We start from the raw sequence: 18,406 nt of genomic DNA, 5'->3' as shown, positions 1-18,406 counted from the left end.
CCCTCAGGACTCCGCGGCGATCCGTTCGACGACCGGCTGCAGATCCGTGGCGAGCAGTTCTTTGAGGAACACCGCAGCGACGCGTCGGTGGCGATCGAGAATCAGTGTGGTGGGTACCACGCTCGTCGGATAGCCCTTGCCCAACGCGATGACGCTACGCATCGCGGGGTCGAAGATCGATGGATGCATCACGTGGCGGTCCGTAACGAAATCCTGTGCCGTGGCACGGTTGTCGCGTACGTCTACACCCAGAAATGCGACGCCGAGCGGTTCGGTGGCAGTGAACACTTTCTCCAGTTCCGGGGTTTCGGTGCGGCACGGTGCGCACCACGCTCCCCAGACGTTGACGACGACGACCTTGCCCGCAAAGTCAGACACCGCAATGGGCCGGTAGTCCATCAGGGCGATGCCACCGAGGTCCCCGATGACGCGGCGCGATGGTGGCGGGTCGTAAAAGATGTCAGTCTTGCCGCCGGGGGAGACGAATTCGAAGGTGCCACCTTGCGCGACAGCGTCCGTGCCGATGCTGCAGCCGGCCAGGATCGGCACACCGGCCAGCACGACAGCCAGTGCCCTCACGCGCAACCGGTTCAGCATGAGGTCCCTTCGATGGCGGTGACACTAGACAACGTCTACTATCTAGGTACGGAGATAGTAGACGGTGTTGATCCGGTGCACCAAAAGTACGGGTCGGAACGCGAGAGGGATGCCACGATGACTCAGTTTCTGCTAGCGGCGGCGCCTTTGGCCTGCCCGATTGGGATGGGTGTGATGATGTGGATGATGATGCGCGGCAATCACAGCCCCGCCGACGCAGAACAGCGTGAGGTGGCCCAGCTGCGGGCCGACATCGCCGAACTGAAGTCCTCACGGGCGCACCAGCTCTGATGTCAAGCTGGGGCGCGGTGCTGATCGTCACCGCGGCGGTGGTGCTGACCTATGTCTTTTGCGTGCGGCCGATGCGGCGAGGCAAAAGCTCGAGTTGTGCCGGTACGTCCACGACGAGCGCCGAGGTGGCCGAGTTACGTAAGGAGTTGGCGCAGTTGCGTGAACAGAGAGATCAGGGCGCGTGACCGATCGCACCGACCAGACAACTGAAACCCACCCCTTTCCCCAAGCGCCGATGGCACCCGCCGTCGAGCGGGTGGAGTTGATGATCGGCGGGATGACGTGCGCGTCCTGTGCTGCGCGGATCGAGCGCCGGCTCAACAAGATCGACGGCGTGACCGCCGCGGTGAACTTCGCCACCGAGAAAGCGATCGTGGCCTTCCCGGCCGGGATGTCGGTCGCTGACCTCACCGGTGCCATTGCCGACGCCGGCTACACCGCCACCCCTCCCACGCCGACCACGACGCCCGCCGTCGAGGCCGGTGATGGCGCCGGCGAGCACGATGAGCATCTGCGCTCGCTACGCCAACGCATGCAGGTGTCGGTGGCGCTGGCGATCCCGGTGATCGCGATGGCGATGATTCCGCCGCTGCAGATCGCCAACTGGCAGTGGCTGTCCCTGACCTTGGCCGCGCCGGTCGTGGTGTGGGGCGCGTGGCCGTTCCACCGGGCCGCCGCCCTCAACGCCCGGCACGGCACCGCTACGATGGACACCCTCATCTCCGTCGGTGTCGGCGCGGCGTTCCTATGGTCGCTGTTCGCGCTGTTTTTCGGCACCGCCGGCCAACCGGGGATGCACCACGAGTTCAGCCTGACCGCCGGCCGCGGGGATGCCACCGGCAACGTCTACTTCGAAGTGGCCACCGCCGTCACCGCGGCGATCCTGCTGGGCCGATTCTTCGAGGCCCGCGCCAAACGCCGCGCGGGCGCGGCCCTGCGATCACTGTTGGAGTTGGGCGCCAAAGACGTCGCAGTGCTGCGCGGTGGTGGTGAAATCCGCATCCCGACAGAACAATTGGCTGTCGGCGACCGGTTCGTGGTGCGCCCGGGTGAGAAGGTCGCCACCGACGGGGTGATCGTCGAGGGCGGCTCGGCGGTCGATGAGTCCATGCTCACCGGCGAATCGGTACCGATCGAGGTCGGCCCGGGCGATGCGGTCACCGGGGCCACGGTCAACGTCGGCGGGCGGCTGGTGGTTCGGGCGACCCGCGTCGGCGCCGACACCCAACTCGCCCAGATCGCCCGCCTGGTGACCGAAGCCCAACAGGGCAAAGCCCAGGTTCAGCGGCTCGCTGACCGGGTGTCGGCGGTGTTCGTGCCCGTCGTCATCGCGATAGCGCTGCTGACGTTGGGGGTCTGGATCGGCACCGGTCACGGCGTGGCGGCCGGGTTCGCCGCGGCGGTGGCGGTGCTGATCATCGCGTGCCCCTGCGGGCTCGGATTGGCCACGCCCACAGCACTTTTGGTTGGGACGGGGCGCGGCGCGCAGCTGGGTATCGTGATCAAAGGACCCGAGGTCCTCGAATCCACCCGCCGCGTCGACACGGTCGTGCTGGACAAGACCGGCACAGTCACCACCGGCAAGATGAGCCTGATCGGCGTGCACACCGCCGCCGGGGTGTCCGAGGCGCAGGTGCTGCAGGTGGCCGGGGCGTTGGAGGATGCTTCGGAGCATCCGATCGCCAAGGCGATCGCCGCCGGGGCCCGCGAACGGGTCGGCGACCTGCCCACGGTTGCGGGATTTGTCAACCATGAGGGTCTCGGTGTCACCGGCGAGGTCGACGGGCTGCCCGCGCTGGTGGGCCGCGACGGTCTCATGGACAGTTACGAGATCACCGTGCCGGCGGAGCTGGTCGCCGCCAAACAGGACGCTGAAACCCGCGGCCGCACCTCAGTTGTGGTTGCCTGGGGCGGGCAGGCCCAAGCCGTGCTGATGGTCGCCGACACCGTCAAACCGACCTCCGCTGAAGCGATCGGCGGCCTGCGGGCGCTCGGCCTGACCCCGGTGCTGCTCACCGGGGACAACGAGGCCGTCGCTCGCGCAGTGGCCGCCGAGGTCGGCATCGACCAGGTGATCGCCGAAGTCATGCCCAAAGACAAAGTCGACACGGTCGCCCGGCTACAACAGGGCGGCGCGGTCGTGGCGATGGTCGGCGACGGCGTCAACGACGCCGCCGCTCTGGCCCAGGCCGATCTGGGACTGTCGATGGGCACCGGTACCGACGCCGCGATCGAGGCCAGCGACCTCACGTTGGTGCGTGGGGATCTGCGCTCGGCGGTCGACGCCATCCGGTTGTCGCGGCGCACCCTGCGCACCATCAAAGGCAACCTGTTCTGGGCGTTCGCCTACAACGTGGCCGCGATCCCGCTGGCCGCGCTCGGCCTGCTCAACCCGATGCTCGCCGGCGGCGCAATGGCCTTCTCCAGCGTCTTCGTCGTGACCAACAGCCTGCGACTACGCACGTTCACCAGCACCGCCACCCCCGAATCCGGTTCTGCGGCAACACCGCCCGCCCGGCGGCCACGGTGGGTGCCGGCCGCTGCCGCGATCATGCTGGCCGGTGTTGTGGCGGCAGTGGTGGTCGGCGTGCAGCATTGGGCACCGGCCAGCGCGGCCACCACGCTCACCCTGCTGGCCGCGGGAGGGGTGATCGGCATCGCCGGCACCGTCACCGGCTTCCTGGCCGCCCGCAACCGCAACTGACACCGCCTCCACCCCAACCGAATTCTGATCGACTCAAGCGAACAAGGACCACGAATGAATCTGACCGCCGTATTGATCACCGGGCTGCTCGCCGGAGGCGTGTCGTGCGCGGCCGTGCAGGGCGGGCTGCTGACCGGACTGATCACCCGCCAACGGGCCACCGAGGTCGCCGCGGCCGAGGCGGCCACCGGGACCCGCCCCGGCGGGTCGACGCTGGAGGCGATCCGTGACGACCTAACCCCGGTGGGCGGATTCCTGGCCGGGAAACTGGTGTCCCACACCGTCTTAGGTGCCCTGTTGGGGGCGGCCGGGGCAGCGGTGCAACTGTCGATCGGGGCTCGCACCGGGATCCAGATCGTCGCCGGCCTGCTCATCATCAGCTTCGGCCTGGCCCAATTGGGTGTCCCGGGTTTTCGGCGCATCGTGATCGAACCGCCCGCCTCCTGGATGCGGTTCGTGCGAGGCCGTGCCCGCTCGCAGACCGCGGTCGCGCCGGCCCTACTCGGGATGGCCACGATCCTCATCCCGTGCGGGGTGACACTGTCGGTGGAGGCGCTGGCCCTGGCGTCCGGGTCGCCGCTGCAGGGCGCGCTGATCATGGCGGTGTTCATCGCCGGCACCAGCCCGCTGTTCGCGCTGATCGGTTACGCGGCCCGCAAATTGGCCACGGTGTGGAGTGGGCGCCTGGCCGCGGCGACCGGTGTCGCGGTCGTGGCGATGGGCCTGTTCACCCTCAACGGCGGTCTGGAATTGGCAGGGTCACCGCTGGCCGCGAGCCACCTCGGCCGGACCCTGGGCCTGACCGGGTCGGCCGCCGTCGCCGACGCGGCCACCGTGACCATCACCGCCGGACACCAGAACGCGGTCATCACCGCCGGCCCCGGCGGCTACAGCCCCGAGAACATCCAACTGAAATCCGGCATACCCACCACCCTGACCGTGCACTCCGATAACGCCGAAGGCTGCATCCGGTCTTTCCTGATCGACCGGACCGGGGACGAACGCATCCTGCCGGTCACCGGGGACACCCGCATCGACCTCGGGGTTCTGCAGCCCGGGCAGCTGACCTATCACTGCGGCATGGGCATGTACGGCGGCTACCTCACCGTCACCTAACAACCAACCAACCTCGACACCATCTGCGAAACCCCAGGAGCACACCACATGCCGACCACCCACACCTTCCGCGTCGACGGAATGCACTGCGCCAGCTGCTCAATGCTGATCGACGAAACACTCGAAGACCTGCCCGGTGTCGCCACGTCGCACACCTCGGTCAAAAACGCGCGCACCACCGTCGAACTCGACACCACCGCCACCACCACCGAACAGGTCACCGCAGCGATCACCGAACTCGGCTACCAGGCCGAACTGCTTGCCCCCTAGCCGAATTCACGGACCGCCGCGGCACGTTGGCCGACGGACAACCACAAGAAAGAAGGCGTATCGGTGACCGCGACGCGATGGCTGCGGCCGCAAATAGCAGCGCTGACCATTGGGGCACTCGGCTTGTTCGCCTCTGCCACGGTCCTGGCACCGCACGCCACCACCACACCGCTGACACCGGTTGCCCAGAGCCCGGCCGCCGACACCGTCGGCGGTGGGACCACCACTCGCGGCGATGCGTCGCACAGCCAGATGTCCAGCGGCGAAACGAGCACCAGCGGCAGCGCGACCACCACCGGAACCGGCCACACCCAAACCAGTGGAATCACCGCAGGCGGGACCACAACAGGCGGGACCACCACTGGCGGCACCAGCAGCGGGACGCACACCGATGGCGGTGCTGCCACGACCGGTAGCAGCGGATCGACCACCACCGGCCCCACGACCACCACCGGCCCCACGACCACGACCGGCCACGGCGCGGACGGGTCGACTACTGACCCAACGGTCGGCGGCACCACTGGGGCAACGGGCACCAACGGCACGACCGGCCCGGCGAACAGCGGCATGCCCACCGGGACCGCCGGCGGCATGAAAAGCGGTGGCATGAAAGGCGGCATGCCCACCGGCGGCGCCATGGGAAGCGGCGCGATGAAACCCAGCGGCGCACCCATGCCCAGCAGCGCCATGGGCAGCGGCGCCATGGGTGATCGTGTGATGAGCAGCCACCCGATGCCCGGCGGCATGCACGAGCGCACCGCCGTCGCCGCGATGCCTGCTGGCAAAGTCACCGCAGCCGCTACCGGGCGCCCCGATCCAACGGTCGCGGCCATCGACACGCCAAGCCCACCGAAGGCCGCGGCCCCTGCCGACGGCCCGCAGTTGACGGCCGCCAGCACCCCTACACGCGCGCCGTGGGCGATCGTGGCCGCGGGAGTCGCGATCGCCGCTGCGGGAGGGGGCATCGGCGCTGTGTTCGGCGCCCTCACGCGACGCCGGCCCCGTGTCGGCCTGACGTGAGCGGCAAGGACGGGAGAGGGCATCGCATGGGTACCGCACGCACACCACGCAATATGGCGAAAGCCGAACGCGCACAACGCAAAACGCTCGCCCAGCTAGGATCGGGTGGGCAGCGCAGCAGACTCGTGTGGATCGCAGCATTCGCGGTCACCGCGGCGGCGCTGCTGGCCGCGACGATCATCTGGCTGCCCGCCAGAAACGGCAACCACGCGGCAACGACATCGACCGGCCTCGATCACTCCCCAGCGACGGTCGCCGCCGGCGCCGACAGCATGCCGCCGTGGCCCGCGCCCACCGATGCTGCGGCCGCCGTCGCCGCAGCAGGCCTGCCGATGCTCGGTGAGGAGGGCATGGTCGAACACGTTCATACCCACCTGGACGTGTTGGTCAATGGCCGGGCGGTGCCGGTGCCGGCCCGCATCGGCATCGACGGCACACACCGCACGATCAGCCCGCTACACACCCATGACAGCACCGGCGTAATCCACGTCGAATCTCCGGCACACCGACAATTCAGCCTCGGCGAATTCTTCTCCGAATGGCAGGTTAGCTTGTCGGCCAACAACATTGGCGCACTGCGCGCGGCCGACGGCAAGAGCCTGCGGGTCTTCGTCAACGGCGCACCGCAGACCGGCAATCCGGCCGCCATCCTGTTGAAACCGCATGATGAGATCGCCGTCGTCTACGGCACGCCGGAGCTTGGTGAGAGCATTCCGAGCACATACAATTTCCCCCGCGACGCGTAATTCGGGTCCCGGGAAGCAGACGCTGGTCACCGCGTCACATCAGCAGGCGCATTCTTCGCCGCGCCAGGCCTCAATTCCTTCACGCACGGCCAGGGCCGCCACGAGCAGCCCGACGGCGGGATCGAGCCACCACAGTCCGAATGCGGTGTTGGCCACCAGTCCGATCAACACCGCGCCAGCAAGGTAGGCGCACAACAGATTCTGGGTTCCTTCCCCGGAGGTGGCCGCCGATCCCAATTGCGCGCCCAGCCGGCGTTTAGCGCGGCCCAGGATCGGCATGACGATCAGCGACGTGATCGACAACGCGATCCCGAGCCAGCTGGTTCGAGGGTGTTCGCCCGCGATCAGGGTGGTGATGGCGTCATACGCGATGTATGGGGCGAGCAGGAAAAACGTCCCGGCGACCGCCTTCTGCGCACGAGCCTCCGCGTCCGGGGACACGGTGCGCGAGCCGGTAAAGCGCCAGACGATGATGACCGACGCCAGGCCCTCGATCAGAGAGTCCAGGCCGAAGCCGAGCAGGGCCACAGAATTGGCTAGCCACGAGGCCACTACCGCAACGATGCCTTCGGCGGCCATGTAGCCCAGCGAAATCCAGGACAGCAGTTTGGCTTTGCGTGCGGCGGCATGCCAGGCCGCGTCATGGCCGGGGACCGTGACCGGGACGCAGCAGTCATCGGCGCAAGCAGGCCCGCGCTGGCAGTGTGAGGCCCGCTCGGCCGCTGTTTCGTCGATGCTTTTGTCGGTCACGGTTGTCCTCCGGTGCCGTAGGTGGGGCAGAGTTCGACGGCGTTGCCGGTGGCCGCCAGGACCGTCTCGGCGGCGGCGAGCACGTCGATCAGGGCGGGCTGGGCGAGCTGAAACACCGAGGATCGGCCTACCGGATCGGAGGTCACGAGGCCGCAATCCCGAAGACAGACAAGATGTTTAGAGACCGTCGACTGCGCCAGCCCGACCGCGTCGACGAGGTCGGCGACCCGCGCGGGCCCGGCAGACAGCCGTCGCACAATCGCCAGCCGCGTGGGATCGCCCAGCGACCGAAACAGCGCCGCCGCCGGAGCCAGCTCGATGCGCTGCATCTCAGCAGGAACAGTATTCATCGCCACAGAGCGATTATATCGTCCGTGGCCTAATGGTCTGAATACCCGCGGGTTGTCAGTTTTTCCGGGCGGTGACGCGTTCGACCAGCCCGAGGTGGAAGCGTTGCACCTGGGTGACGGTCAGTGCAGCGCTGCGGCGAATCAGGGTGAGCGGGCGGCGCATAAAGTGTTCCCCACCAAGGGGGACAGTGACGCCCTCGAGTAGTCGTTGGACGATTCGCACTGGAGCAGAGCTGCTTTCGATGTGATCGACGAGGATCAGGTTGCCGCCGGAGCGCAGGACTCGAGTCATCTCGGCGAGAGCTTGCGCGTGGTCGGGGATCGCACAGAGCCCGAACGTGCACACCACAGTATCGAATGATGCGTCGGTAAACGGGAGATGGTGAGCGTCGGCCTGGCGTAGATCGACCGTGCGGCCGAGGTTGGCGGCGCGCTGTCGAGCCAGGTCCAGCATTCCCTGACTCCAGTCGATTCCGGTCACGGTGACGTCATCGGGATAGAAGGTCAGGTTGAGCCCGGTGCCGACCGCGACCTCCAGGACAGCGCCGCTGGCCTGGCTGCAGGCCCATTGCCGGGAGTTGCCGAACAGGTGTCGATCGAAGAAACCCATTTCCCGGTCGTAATTGCGGGACTTCTTATCCCAGTACCGGTTCCACCTACTCAAGCGATCATCAGAAGCGGTCATGTGCCGTCGCCTTCGGTCTCATTTATGCACTCCATGTTCCGGCGTCTGCAGGCTGTACCAACACCGTCGCGACGCGTCGGCGCATCCCGGGGCGGCGTTAGCGCGGGCCCATCATTGAGCCTGGCCCCATCATCCCCCCGAACCACCCATCATGGCCGGCATGCCGTCGCGCACGAACCCGCTAACCTCGCGGGCATGGGCCCGGATCGCCTCGGCGAGCTGGGGATCATCAGAGGTTTCCTCGGCCACCACCCCGGCCGCGGTGAACGTCAGCTGGCGGCGGTACCCGCGTGCGTTCTGGAACAAGGTCGGCAGGCTCTCGCTCATGCACATCACTTCCGAGCCCTGCGCCAGGTGGCCGTACATGCTCGACACGTGGGCCTTGAGCTGGGCGGCCAATTCCGGGGCGTCCGATTCGGTGGTGGTGCGGACCCCGCCGGGAATGTCGTCAACGGTGCGGCGTAGCTCGGTGTGCCGGTTAAACATCTCCATGTACCGAGCCATGTCGGTGCCGCGGACCCCCATCATCGAGCCGCCGTCGGCCAGGCGCACCGCCGACCGTGGTGATTCAACCAACCCGCGCAGCACGTACGCCGCCGCTGCGACCACGCCAGCACCCATCGTGGCCAGCGCCGCCCGCCGGCTCAGGTGACCAAAATACATGGGACTCACCGCCCCAGGTTCGGGATCGGGTTGCGGAGACGCGCATCATCTGCGCACTGCGTGTCACTGATGGCCATGCCCGGTACCGCCTGTCCTTGGGTTGTGGTGGTTCCTCGGTCGAACGGGGGTGGATGTCTACATGTACATCGGTGGTTGGGGTGGTTACCCCATGCACAAGCTCACGCCGGTAGCCGCCAGGGCACCAATCATCACGGGCCCGAGGCCCGCCAGCACGATCGCCGATACCAGCGCAATCTGGGTGGCGACGCCAAATGGTGCGCGCGGCCCAGCGAGACGCTCTGCGCGATCGAGCACCGCGACATCGGCAGCACCGAGCGCCTCGGCGGGCGCCGCTCCGCACAATGCGATCAGCCCGGACAACAGTGCCGCACCGCCATGGCGCCGGGCCGCTGCATCGTCGGCGCACATCTCCAGCAACCGCGAAACCTGCTGTGCGCCTTCAGCCATCAGCGCGACACCCGGAAACACCCGGGCCACGGCACGCAGAAATGTCATCACCGCGAGGTGGTGCCCGGCCAGGTGGGCGCGCTCGTGAGCCAACACCGCCGCCCGCGCCCGCTCATCGAGCACATCGAGCGCCCCGCTGGTGAACACGATCGCCGGCGGGCTACCGGACACACAGTAGGCCGCCGGCCGCGGCACATCGATCACCACGACGCCGTCGTCAGAGGTACCGCGCCCCACCAGCCGCACGTCCTCGGCGTGCTGACGGGCACGCCGACGCAGCACACCCACGGCGCGGACCAGCCGTATCGTGGCGACGACCGCAGCCACCGCTGCCGCGGCCAGCACACCGCCTACGACCGCCTGCCCCACCCCGCTCACGCCACCGCTAACCGCACGGCACAGCCACGTCAGACACATCACGATGAGCCGATCCAGATGGCCCCAATGGCCGATCAGTTGGGCTGCAATAATCGCCGTCGTGGCCGCCCACGTCGCGAGCACACTGACGATCGCGCTCAGCCAAGCCGCTACCCCGAGCCGGGGAGCCGGTCCGCTTGCGGTCAGCCGCCGCAACACCGGAGGTCCGAGAACGAGGACCACGAGGCTATACCCGAGCAGACACACCACCGTGCTCACTGCGTGGCCGCCCGATTGGCCAGACGCCGCAATGCCGCGCGTAGTCCTGCAGATTCCTCAGGACTCATCTGTTCCACGAAATGCGTGAGCACCAATTCGCTGCTACCGCCGCCGTCGAGCGCGTTGTGCATCATGCGCGCCGTGTTCTCCTCACGCGTAAGCGCCACCCAATAGTCATAGGCCTTGCCCTGACGCTTACGGGTCAGCCAGCCCTTAGTGTGCAGGTTGTCCATCGTCGACATGACCGTCGTGTAGGCGATGTCCCGCTCGCTGGCCAGCTCGTCGAACACCTCACGCACCGTCGTTGGCGCGCCCGGGTCCCGATTCCACATACGGTCCATGATGACCGCCTCAAGTTCACCGAATCCTCGCACCCGCACGCTCGCCCCTCATCTCCGCTCGCGGTGTCAGCGATCAGCGTTGCACCTCAGCCTGTTTCCGCTGCCACTATCTACGTACCTAGATAGTAATCGTACCCGTGTGCGGACAGTACGCCTGGGACTTGCACTTGAGCGGCGGCATTGAACACTGTCTGGCGTTCGTCGATATCGTGACCAGCTCGGTGGCCCACCCGGGACCCGAATAGCTGTTGCACCGCTCGATGATCACTGTTGGTACGACAAAGTCGTCGTTCTCTGCGCTCATTGGGACGCACTGCAACAATCCAAACTGGCGATAGAATGCTCGGGGACGATATCCGCGAAGACTTGGAACTTGACTACCTTGAGTTGCCGTGGACACCCGATCTCACCGCTCCCGGCTACGTGCTAGGTCCGTTCACGAACGGATACCGCACGCTCCGTCGGATCGACGGCAGCCCGGTCGCCGCCGCGCGGGATGAGACATTGAGCCTGGTCAAGCTGGTCCCACTGTCGCACTTCTTGACTGCGCGGGACCTGGACGCGCTGAAAAGGGCTTTCCTCAGCCCGACGGGTGAGCCTCTGCTGGTCAACGGACATTATCGAGCGCCCTGCTGACACCTTCAATGGATCATTGCGTCCCTTTCTCATCCATTTGGCTGAGGCGCCCCACTTTCGGTTGTGCTTGCATTGACGCGGGGGTCAATCCCCGGGATGCTGCCGAGCCGGTTCGGGGTGTTTAGGACTAAAACAACGTCGACGGCATTCCCTCGGGTCGCAGTTTGCGTCTAGGAGGAGGACCTAACATGACCGTCGAAACCAGCCGCTCAGATACCCGAGGAAGCGCCGCTTCATCGGAATTCCAGGAGTCTCATTCCGAGTCGCATGTGCCGCGAGAGTCCTCGAACCGACCATCGGCGTACTGGCCAAAGTCACTCGTCGGTGTCACCGCGACCGGTCCGATCTACCGCTCGACCGGCGAGATCGGATACATACCGCTCGGGTCCGCGCTGCACCTGCTGCAGGAGCTCGCGGCGCGGATCGATCATCCCAACGCTCACGTCGTATCGTCGTTAGCCGGCCGCGTTCGCACCGAGGTAGCCCACAAAACCTGGATACGCATGTCCGCTGCGTTCACCGCCGGTTTGGCAGGTGCTCCTGTCGCGGTCCGGATCGCAGTCCTACGTGCGGTTGTGGCCGAAGTTCGGGCCTCCGGCAGGGTCGACGGACTCGAACCTGTTCTGTGCGCGGCCATTAACGGGTCGTGGCCGTGGCTCACGCGGACAACCACAGACACCGTGCTGAACTTCGCGCTCATCAAGCTGGCCGACTCCGAACTCGCCCGCCGGCACGCAGTACCGGTCGTCGATCCAAACACCCGAACTGCGACCGTGTTCGGACCCGGTGAGCTCGCAAAAGTCGACGTGTCCAGCTGGCGAATCGACCGGGCCATCGACAGTGACGAGTACCTGTCCGGGGTGCCGGGACTCGGCCCCACAGCAGGTGACGTAATCGGTGGATTGCACCCCGAAGACGAAATCAGCGGTGGCGGGGATATGCCGAACGTGTCCGACATCTTGGGCGGCGGGCTCGGAGAAGGCCCGGCGGGAGTCCCAGGCGGACTGCCGACAATCAACGACCTCCCCGGCGGCCGCGGGAGGGCAAACGGCAAGGGCCGACAGAGCGCCGACGGCATGGTCAACGACTGGCTCGGCGGGCAAGGCAGCGAGTGGGGACACGCGTGGCGCGAGATGGGCGGAGGTGGGGCTTCTCGGCTCATCAACGGCGGGCGGGGCAGTGGAACGCCGGGGGGACCGTTCGGACATACCGGGCAACTTGGCTTCGGGGGAACCGAAACCCCGGAAGATGGCCTGCGGGATATCAGTCTCGGAGTCGGCGCGCTCGGCACCGCCGCCATCGCCATCGGACTCGCCACGGGTCCCGCTGGTTGGCTCGTCCTCGGCGGTGCGCTGGCCGTGTCGGCAGGTGCCGGAATCCGTATTGGAGTTGGAATCCATGAACTCATCGACAAACCCAGCCAGGGTGGACAAAACCCAACGCCCACCGATGGGAAGCCAGCACCCAAGCCGGCGGATCCGCCGCCCGCAGACGAGAAGCCTGCACCCAAACCTAAGAATGACCAGCCGGCACCGAAACCTGCGGACCCACCTCCGCCAAACGCCGACCAGCCCCAAAAGGGCGATCGGTACCCCGATCCCCATGGGGGTGGCTCCGCGATCTGGGACGACGAACACCCGGGAGGCCACCCGAACACGATCTGGGACGACAGCGTTCCCGGCGGCGGCGTTGGTCCCAGCCGGATTTGGGACGACTCGCAGCCGGGTGGCGGTGTCGGCCCAACTCGGACGGTTAGCGCGACGACGGTGAGTACGGACGTTCTGACAGGTTCGGGGCTCCGGGCGAGTATTGCTCAAATCGGACCCACGACGATCGCGTTCTGAGGCTCGCGAGATCGCACGCTGTACCGGATTCCCGATCGCGGCACCTGACTCCGTGGCGCCGCTTCGTTCGACGCCGTTTTCAGGTCACCGGTGCGTGTACCCCCCGCAGCCGGGAGCAGTGTTCGGCAGACCGTTCAGCGCGCCAGGATGTCGTCGATGAGCAGCCTGGCTCGTTGGGAGATCGCGGTATCGGGGAAATAGCGTCGGACGAGGGACCACACCTCCTGGGGGGTGGTGACCGTGAGATAGCTGATCAGGTATTCGAGGTCTTCGCGGTCGGAGGTGGCGCGCGCCGCGAGCGCCTTCATCGCGAGCAGGTGATCGGCTGGTGTGGCCATTACTTGCAGGTGTGGGTGGTCGAATACGCGGGGTCCTTCGCCGGGGGTGCGGGAGACGTAGATCGATGCTTGGTTGTTGAGCCAGGTGCTGGGCCAGCGCCGTTCGCGGGCGATGTCGCGTACAGCTGCGATGACGGGGGTGTCCGGGATGAACATGGCGTCGATGTCGCGTGTGGCGACGCGGTCGGGGTTGTAGGCGAGCAGCATGGCTGCGCCGCCGATCACATGTATGTGGCCGACGACCCCGGCCCGTTCGAGCCGGGCCGCGAGGTCGGTGAAGGCGGCGACGATCTCGGTGCGGTCGAAAAGGGGTTCGGGCATCGGGGTCTTTCCGTCAGGGGTGATGTCGTGGCGGTCGACGTAGATTCCTCGGCGGCGGTAGGAGGCCGGGGTTCCGATCAGGGCGTACAGCCGCGCTGAGGGCAGGTCGCTGATCCACCAGGCCGAGCTCAGAAATCGTTCGGTGGTGATGGTCCACAGCGGACCCGGCACGGCGTATCGGGCGGCGACGTCCTCGGCGGCGCCGGCCAACAGGGCGTCGTAGCGCGCATGGCCAGTCATCGGGGGATCGTCCTGGATAAGCCCGAGTGCTTCGCGGCCCGATTCTGCGGCGCCGCGCTGGAATTCAAGAAACAGCCGCCAGCGCGCGGCCTCGGATTCCGCGGCCGCGATGGCTGCCGCGATGTCGGCAAGGGTCAGCGCGTGCGTCGGCGGAGTCAGATCATTGCGGGCGCCTCGCCGTCGTGTGACTGCCAGGATGTCCGCGCGCTGGTAGCCGGTGACTCGGTGAATGTGGCGCGTGGACAGGATGCCGCGGGCACGCGGTGGTGTGACGCCCCAATAGTCGGCGGCTTGGTCCACTGTCCAGAGCTCGCTCATAACTCCAACATACGCGCACAGTGCTCGTATGTCGTGCTGCCCGACTGCCGGCCGCCCCTAGCGCTATTGGAACGTCCGATCGCGGCCGGAAGCACCCCCTCCAGCAGGAGGTGAGCTGTCTCATGTGATCTCCGTCTCTCCGCACTGTGTTTTTGCGGCGTTCGCAAAGGGAAGGTGTGGCCCCTGTTGTGGGGCGCGGGCGGCGGCGTCAGCGCTGCCGCCCGCAGATTGCGATGAGCGGAGGCTCACAGTGCGTATCCATAACAACGGTCAGGCCGCCGGCGAACACAGTTCCGCAGCGCGTCCGAGCCGGCAGGGCTGGTTGGCTCTGGCGGTGGCGACCGCTTACGGGGCTCTGGCGTTCCAGTTGAAGGACCCGCAAGCGGCGGTCGTCGTGTTCAACACCGTGCTGCTCAACCTTGGCGGCGGTGGCAGGCGGCACTGACCCGGTGAAGTGGGGTGGCGCGCCGATGCGTCGCGTCCACCCCTCCGCTACTGCTCCAAGCTGTCGCCGTCGATGCTCTCGTCGCGGCCCGCCGCGCGTTCGGCGGCCTGCTCGGTCTGCTGCTGGTGACGGTCAGCCATCTGCGACCAGGCTTTGTCGAGGTCGCGGCTGGCCGCGCTTTCAGCACGGTGCGCCTCATTGCGGTGTTCCAAGCGCTCGTCGTAACGGCCCAGCAGGGCAGCCACCAGGTCGGGAAGCTGGTCACGTTCGGTGCGCAGGGCTTCGGCGTGCATCGAACGCGGCCGGTCATCGTTCCTGAGGATTTCGTGGAAGTAGTGCGCGGCGGCGTGCTTGTTGCCGCGGCGCAGTTGGTGGATGTCATCCCCCGACACGATGCGGCCGTGTTCGTGGTCGGACTCCCCGGTGATCGGTTGGTAGATGTACACGTGGTTCTCATCTTTGGCGCGGCTGGTTCCCACGTAGGCCATCGCCCGTGTGGCCTGATCGGCCATCACGGTGAAAGCCGCGCCCTGGGTGCTCGAGCTGCCCACGGTGATGCCTTGAGCGGCGTGCAGGGTGGTCGCGTAACCGAGGGTGATGTGTTCACGCAGGTATTCACCCTCGAACACCGCGCGGCCTTTATCGGTGAGGCGTTCCGCTGACAGCCGGCCTGTTTCCGGGTCGACCGCGACCACAGTCCATCGGTTGCCGTTGCGGACCTGATCGACCCGGTCGCCGTGCTTGTGATCCGGGCCGGGTGCGACGTCGATGCTGACGTCGTTGTTGCGGGTGATGATGATGTCCCCAACGCAGACGTCCTGGTCGCGCGCGACCCGAACCGTAGGCGTGTATTGGGTGGACTTGTCGCGGGCCACGGTCAGGCTGGGATCGCCGGCCTTGGTGTAGTGCGAGTGCAGCTTGACGTTGATCGCGTCCGCGATTTCCCACCGGTCGCAGATGATCGCCGCGTCTTTCCCCGCGGCGCGCGCTGCGATGTAGGCGTTGGTCGCATCGGTGGCCATGGCGATCGGGTCACCGGTGTTGAGCCGGCCGTGGTTGCGATACCAGCCGACCGCGTGTTTGAGCCGCTTGCCGCGTCCGTTGCGCAGCGCCAGGGAGGCATCGCGTTCTTCGGGGTCGCGCATGCGCCACACCTCACCGAGACGCTGCGACCAGGGCAGGTCATCGCAAAGGTTCTCGAACATGCCGCCGCGCTTTTTGACCGGCGCGAGTTGATAAGGGTCACCGACCAGCACCATCTTCGCCCGCCCCATGACCGCGCAGGACAGCAGCTTCTGCAGGTCCGGGGTTCCGACCATGGAGGCTTCGTCGACGATGATCAGGGTGCGCCGGTCGATGTTGAGTTTGTCGTCCTCGATGAGGCGCAGTGCCTTGTCAACCGTCATTCCTCGGTCGCCGGCCTCGTCTTGCATCGCTTCGTCGACCGCTTTCCCGGTCGGCGCGAGGACCAGGACCTCCTTGCCGCCGCGATGCGCGGCCGCGCGCAGCGCTTTGAGCGAGTGCGTTTTGCCCGCGCCGGCGGGAGCCTGTAGCGGCTGCACCAGCCAGGGGGAGTGCGCGATGCTGGCCATGGCGCGGGCCTGGTCCGCGGACAGGTCGCCCAAATCCGCGGGCCGCAGGTCCAGCCGCGCGCGGGTGTCGCGTTCGTCGACCATCCGGAAAACGCGTTCTTCCTCAGCGATGATCGCGTCGACGGTGAGCAGTTCATGGCCTTCGCGGTGGTGCGCTTCGCGTTTCTCGCTGACGCGGATACCGACCATGTCCACGCTGTTCTCGATCAGTAGCCGCGGTTCGCCCTGCGCGTCGACCGGGACCATCGCGCCGATCAGCTCGACCAGGTCCGCGCGCGTGAATGTCGCTTTGTCGATGTGCGCGGCCATCTGCGCAACGCGGCCGCGATCCAGCGGTGTGCGCGCCGCGGCGCGGCGTTCGCGTTTTGCTTCGTGATGCGCGGCGCGGTCCAGTTCCAAACCGCGCGCATCCGCGCGCCACATTTCTTTCAGCTGCGCCCACGACAGCGACTCCGCTTTTCGCGGCCGCGTTGCTTTTTGCGCGGCCGCGAGTTGTTGCGCGGTCGGTTCACCGTCCACGATGACCAGGTTGTCGCGCGCCCATTCGCGCAGGCGCGTCGAGCGCTGCGACCACGCCTTGATGCACGCCCGCGTCACACCGGCGATTTCCGCCATGCCGGAATGCGCGGCCACGTGATTCCATTCGAACCCGCGCTGAATGTGCAGCTCGTGGCGCAGCGTGGCCTGGTAGATGATCCCGGCTGCCTTGGCCTCGTGCAGCAGCGACTTGGAGTCAACGGACACCAGCTTCCCGTCCGCGCGGGCCTGCCGATTCGGCAGGATCACGTGGGTGTGCAGGTGCGGGTCACCACACCGCGACGTCTCGTGCTGGTAGGCGATCGACACGAGCCCCGGCAGCCGCTCAAGGTCCTTTTTCCCGGTCAGAGCGTTGTGCACCCGGGTGTATCCGGCGTGTTGATGCAGGTATTCCATCGCCGCGTTCACGGCTTTCATGTGGGCTTCGCCGATGATTTTCTCGTTGACATCGTCGTGCAGGGCCCGCATCAGCGACACGCTTTTGGGAGCGGCGAACATCAGGTCAAACCCGTGCACGGACTCCTGTGTAAACGCCCGACCACTCGCCCCGCTGGGGGCGACTCCGTCGTCCAACCACTGGGTGACGTGCGCCCCGTCAGCAAACCCACCTTGTACCGCCGCGTCACTCAAACCGGTCAGCTCGGCGATCAGCGCGCGGTTCCCGGTGACGACCCAGGTGGGCACCCGGGTGTCTTTTTCGCTGTAGTACTCGCCCAGTCCGCCGCCGGCGGATTGGCGGTCCATCGAGGCCTGCTGGGCCTCGTTCGCGGTCTTTTCGTAGTAGTTGATGCTCCATCGGCTCAGCCGGGAAATCGTCAACACAGTCGACAACCTCCTTACCGAGCCGGTCACGGGCGCCAGCCGGGGACCGGCGGTTGTGGTCGCGCCCCGCGCGGCCACAACCAGTCTTGCACAACTTGTGCCAATGTGCCCGAAGTCTAAAAGGACGGGAGCAGGGTGTGGCGTGCGGGGTGTGAAGCTGGGGTTGGTGGGGTTGGAAAGGTGCCTGGGGTGGGGGGTGAGCGGGGTTAGGGTGAGGTGAGAAGTGGAAGAGGGATGGGGTGGCGGGTGATGGGGAAGGTGAGGGGCGTGGATGAGGTGCCAGATGGCCGGAGGCGCGCGCGGCGCGCCGGAGGCCTGGCGCTGTCGTCGGGCGAGCTTGTGAGCCGGCAGTTACGGGTCGGTTCTGGACTGGGTGTGATGCCGGTTGGGGTGTTGACCGGTCTGGCTAACTGCGGAGGATGAGCAGATGGTGAAGATCAGGCTGGGCCTGGCGGCAGCCGGCGGAGTGCTGGTGGCGATGGAATGGCTGATGATCAGCCACACGATCGACTGGGTGCTGTCGGGCTTCGTTCCGATGTAGCGCGGCCGGCGAGTAGGTGCGCCAGCACCACGAGGTCGGCATCGCGCGGAACACCGCGAGCGCGGCCGGCGAGTAGGTGCGCCAGCACCACGAGGTCGGCATCGCGCGGAACACCGCGAGCGCGGCCGGCGAGTA

General features: G+C 66.9%; 20 protein-coding genes and 1 pseudogene. 10 read left to right on the top strand and 11 right to left on the bottom strand.

The features are described from left to right. Nucleotides 1-3: 3 nt before the first annotated feature. Nucleotides 4-597: a TlpA disulfide reductase family protein gene (locus tag ACJH7A_RS25490; RefSeq protein ID WP_061006721.1), complete on the bottom strand. Its 594-nt coding sequence runs from the start codon at nucleotides 595-597 to the stop codon at nucleotides 4-6. Between the two features lie 117 nt (nucleotides 598-714). Here ACJH7A_RS25490 and ACJH7A_RS25485 point away from each other — a divergent pair, with 117 nt between their 5' ends. From ACJH7A_RS25485 to ACJH7A_RS25465, 5 genes are read left to right on the top strand one after another with little or no spacing between them, the layout of a single operon-like run. Then, nucleotides 715-888 carry a hypothetical protein gene (locus ACJH7A_RS25485; RefSeq protein WP_170212399.1) on the top strand — a complete coding sequence of 58 codons (174 nt, stop codon included), beginning with the start codon at nucleotides 715-717 and terminating at the stop codon, nucleotides 886-888. A 17-nt stretch (nucleotides 889-905) separates the two neighbouring features. Further along, nucleotides 906-1,073 (top strand): hypothetical protein, encoded by a 168-nt coding sequence (locus tag ACJH7A_RS25480; RefSeq protein WP_162563658.1) that lies wholly within the window; start codon nucleotides 906-908, stop codon nucleotides 1,071-1,073. 50 nt (nucleotides 1,074-1,123) lie between these two features. After that, nucleotides 1,124-3,592: a cation-translocating P-type ATPase gene (locus ACJH7A_RS25475; protein ID WP_082761868.1), complete on the top strand. Its 2,469-nt coding sequence runs from the start codon at nucleotides 1,124-1,126 to the stop codon at nucleotides 3,590-3,592. 54 nt (nucleotides 3,593-3,646) lie between these two features. Beyond that, on the top strand, nucleotides 3,647-4,708 hold the full coding sequence (locus tag ACJH7A_RS25470; protein ID WP_061006724.1) for a sulfite exporter TauE/SafE family protein: 1,062 nt from the start codon (nucleotides 3,647-3,649) through the stop codon (nucleotides 4,706-4,708). A 48-nt stretch (nucleotides 4,709-4,756) separates the two neighbouring features. Continuing rightward, the gene (locus ACJH7A_RS25465; protein ID WP_061006725.1) at nucleotides 4,757-4,978 is read left to right on the top strand and encodes a heavy-metal-associated domain-containing protein; all 222 of its coding nucleotides are present in this window, start codon (nucleotides 4,757-4,759) and stop codon (nucleotides 4,976-4,978) included. Here the strand turns inward: ACJH7A_RS25465 and ACJH7A_RS25460 are convergent. Further along, nucleotides 4,975-5,682, bottom strand: coding sequence for a hypothetical protein (locus tag ACJH7A_RS25460; protein ID WP_138230753.1), 708 nt, complete (start codon nucleotides 5,680-5,682; stop codon nucleotides 4,975-4,977). The two genes, ACJH7A_RS25465 and ACJH7A_RS25460, sit on opposite strands and share 4 nt — an antisense overlap. Between ACJH7A_RS25460 and ACJH7A_RS25455 the strand changes: the two genes are divergently transcribed. Next, nucleotides 5,681-5,998, top strand: coding sequence for a hypothetical protein (locus ACJH7A_RS25455; protein ID WP_170212400.1), 318 nt, complete (start codon nucleotides 5,681-5,683; stop codon nucleotides 5,996-5,998). The genes ACJH7A_RS25460 and ACJH7A_RS25455 overlap by 2 nt on opposite strands. Before the next feature lie 26 nt (nucleotides 5,999-6,024). Then, nucleotides 6,025-6,744, top strand: a complete 720-nt coding sequence (locus tag ACJH7A_RS25450) for a hypothetical protein (protein WP_061009829.1) — start codon at nucleotides 6,025-6,027, stop codon at nucleotides 6,742-6,744. 39 nt (nucleotides 6,745-6,783) lie between these two features. On the opposite strand, the gene ACJH7A_RS25445 is transcribed toward ACJH7A_RS25450, so the two are convergent. The 6 genes and pseudogenes from ACJH7A_RS25445 to ACJH7A_RS25420 form a co-directional block, all read right to left on the bottom strand. After that, nucleotides 6,784-7,494, bottom strand: a complete 711-nt coding sequence (locus ACJH7A_RS25445) for a cation diffusion facilitator family transporter (RefSeq protein WP_191248101.1) — start codon at nucleotides 7,492-7,494, stop codon at nucleotides 6,784-6,786. Next, nucleotides 7,491-7,823: a helix-turn-helix transcriptional regulator gene (locus ACJH7A_RS25440; RefSeq protein ID WP_346415933.1), complete on the bottom strand. Its 333-nt coding sequence runs from the start codon at nucleotides 7,821-7,823 to the stop codon at nucleotides 7,491-7,493. The genes ACJH7A_RS25445 and ACJH7A_RS25440 overlap by 4 nt, the downstream gene beginning before the upstream one ends. Before the next feature lie 76 nt (nucleotides 7,824-7,899). Then, on the bottom strand, nucleotides 7,900-8,529 hold the full coding sequence (locus tag ACJH7A_RS25435) for a class I SAM-dependent methyltransferase (protein ID WP_061005450.1): 630 nt from the start codon (nucleotides 8,527-8,529) through the stop codon (nucleotides 7,900-7,902). 97 nt (nucleotides 8,530-8,626) lie between these two features. Continuing rightward, a pseudogene (locus ACJH7A_RS25430) lies at nucleotides 8,627-9,192 on the bottom strand (hypothetical protein). Nucleotides 9,193-9,354: 162 nt separating this feature from the next. Then, complete coding sequence (locus ACJH7A_RS25425; RefSeq protein ID WP_061005446.1) at nucleotides 9,355-10,296, bottom strand: M56 family metallopeptidase; 942 nt, start codon at nucleotides 10,294-10,296, stop codon at nucleotides 9,355-9,357. Then, nucleotides 10,293-10,676 (bottom strand): BlaI/MecI/CopY family transcriptional regulator, encoded by a 384-nt coding sequence (locus tag ACJH7A_RS25420; RefSeq protein WP_406802931.1) that lies wholly within the window; start codon nucleotides 10,674-10,676, stop codon nucleotides 10,293-10,295. The genes ACJH7A_RS25425 and ACJH7A_RS25420 overlap by 4 nt, the downstream gene beginning before the upstream one ends. Nucleotides 10,677-10,976: 300 nt before the next feature. Here ACJH7A_RS25420 and ACJH7A_RS25415 point away from each other — a divergent pair, with 300 nt between their 5' ends. Then, nucleotides 10,977-11,273: an Imm61 family immunity protein gene (locus ACJH7A_RS25415; protein WP_406802930.1), complete on the top strand. Its 297-nt coding sequence runs from the start codon at nucleotides 10,977-10,979 to the stop codon at nucleotides 11,271-11,273. 314 nt (nucleotides 11,274-11,587) lie between these two features. Here the strand turns inward: ACJH7A_RS25415 and ACJH7A_RS25410 are convergent, their stop codons facing one another. After that, nucleotides 11,588-11,716 (bottom strand): hypothetical protein, encoded by a 129-nt coding sequence (locus ACJH7A_RS25410; RefSeq protein ID WP_406802928.1) that lies wholly within the window; start codon nucleotides 11,714-11,716, stop codon nucleotides 11,588-11,590. A gap of 60 nt (nucleotides 11,717-11,776) precedes the next feature. Between ACJH7A_RS25410 and ACJH7A_RS25405 the strand changes: the two genes are divergently transcribed. Beyond that, on the top strand, nucleotides 11,777-13,117 hold the full coding sequence (locus ACJH7A_RS25405; protein WP_406802927.1) for a hypothetical protein: 1,341 nt from the start codon (nucleotides 11,777-11,779) through the stop codon (nucleotides 13,115-13,117). Nucleotides 13,118-13,251: 134 nt separating this feature from the next. On the opposite strand, the gene ACJH7A_RS25400 is transcribed toward ACJH7A_RS25405, so the two are convergent. Further along, a complete protein-coding gene (locus ACJH7A_RS25400; RefSeq protein ID WP_406802926.1) occupies nucleotides 13,252-14,334 on the bottom strand; it encodes a hypothetical protein in 1,083 nt (360 codons plus the stop codon). 250 nt (nucleotides 14,335-14,584) lie between these two features. Between ACJH7A_RS25400 and ACJH7A_RS25395 the strand changes: the two genes are divergently transcribed. Further along, nucleotides 14,585-14,779 carry a hypothetical protein gene (locus ACJH7A_RS25395; protein WP_406802925.1) on the top strand — a complete coding sequence of 65 codons (195 nt, stop codon included), beginning with the start codon at nucleotides 14,585-14,587 and terminating at the stop codon, nucleotides 14,777-14,779. Nucleotides 14,780-14,826: 47 nt separating this feature from the next. Here ACJH7A_RS25395 and mobF read toward each other — a convergent pair whose 3' ends face one another. Continuing rightward, nucleotides 14,827-17,730, bottom strand: coding sequence for a MobF family relaxase (gene mobF, locus ACJH7A_RS25390; RefSeq protein ID WP_406802924.1), 2,904 nt, complete (start codon nucleotides 17,728-17,730; stop codon nucleotides 14,827-14,829). Nucleotides 17,731-18,406: the final 676 nt, after the last annotated feature.

The sequence above is a fragment of the Mycobacterium sp. SMC-17 genome, assembly GCF_045310915.1.
Lineage (GTDB): Bacteria > Actinomycetota > Actinomycetes > Mycobacteriales > Mycobacteriaceae > Mycobacterium.
This window is presented reverse-complemented; position numbering and strand designations above follow the sequence as displayed.

Bases quoted from the DNA above. Each gene is read 5' to 3' on its own strand.
- ACJH7A_RS25435 (WP_061005450.1), bottom strand. From the start codon at position 8,529: ATGACCGCTTCTGATGATCGCTTGAGTAGGTGGAACCGGTACTGGGAT.
- ACJH7A_RS25440 (WP_346415933.1), bottom strand. From the start codon at position 7,823: ATGCAGCGCATCGAGCTGGCTCCGGCGGCGGCGCTGTTTCGGTCGCTG.
- ACJH7A_RS25455 (WP_170212400.1), top strand. From the start codon at position 5,681: ATGGGTGATCGTGTGATGAGCAGCCACCCGATGCCCGGCGGCATGCAC.
- ACJH7A_RS25460 (WP_138230753.1), bottom strand. From the start codon at position 5,682: ATGGCGCCGCTGCCCATGGCGCTGCTGGGCATGGGTGCGCCGCTGGGT.
- ACJH7A_RS25465 (WP_061006725.1), top strand. From the start codon at position 4,757: ATGCCGACCACCCACACCTTCCGCGTCGACGGAATGCACTGCGCCAGC.
- ACJH7A_RS25475 (WP_082761868.1), top strand. From the start codon at position 1,124: ATGGCACCCGCCGTCGAGCGGGTGGAGTTGATGATCGGCGGGATGACG.
- ACJH7A_RS25485 (WP_170212399.1), top strand. From the start codon at position 715: ATGACTCAGTTTCTGCTAGCGGCGGCGCCTTTGGCCTGCCCGATTGGG.
- ACJH7A_RS25415 (WP_406802930.1), top strand. From the start codon at position 10,977: ATGCTCGGGGACGATATCCGCGAAGACTTGGAACTTGACTACCTTGAG.
- ACJH7A_RS25405 (WP_406802927.1), top strand. From the start codon at position 11,777: ATGTCCGCTGCGTTCACCGCCGGTTTGGCAGGTGCTCCTGTCGCGGTC.
- ACJH7A_RS25400 (WP_406802926.1), bottom strand. From the start codon at position 14,334: ATGAGCGAGCTCTGGACAGTGGACCAAGCCGCCGACTATTGGGGCGTC.
- ACJH7A_RS25470 (WP_061006724.1), top strand. From the start codon at position 3,647: ATGAATCTGACCGCCGTATTGATCACCGGGCTGCTCGCCGGAGGCGTG.
- ACJH7A_RS25490 (WP_061006721.1), bottom strand. From the start codon at position 597: ATGCTGAACCGGTTGCGCGTGAGGGCACTGGCTGTCGTGCTGGCCGGT.
- ACJH7A_RS25450 (WP_061009829.1), top strand. From the start codon at position 6,025: ATGGGTACCGCACGCACACCACGCAATATGGCGAAAGCCGAACGCGCA.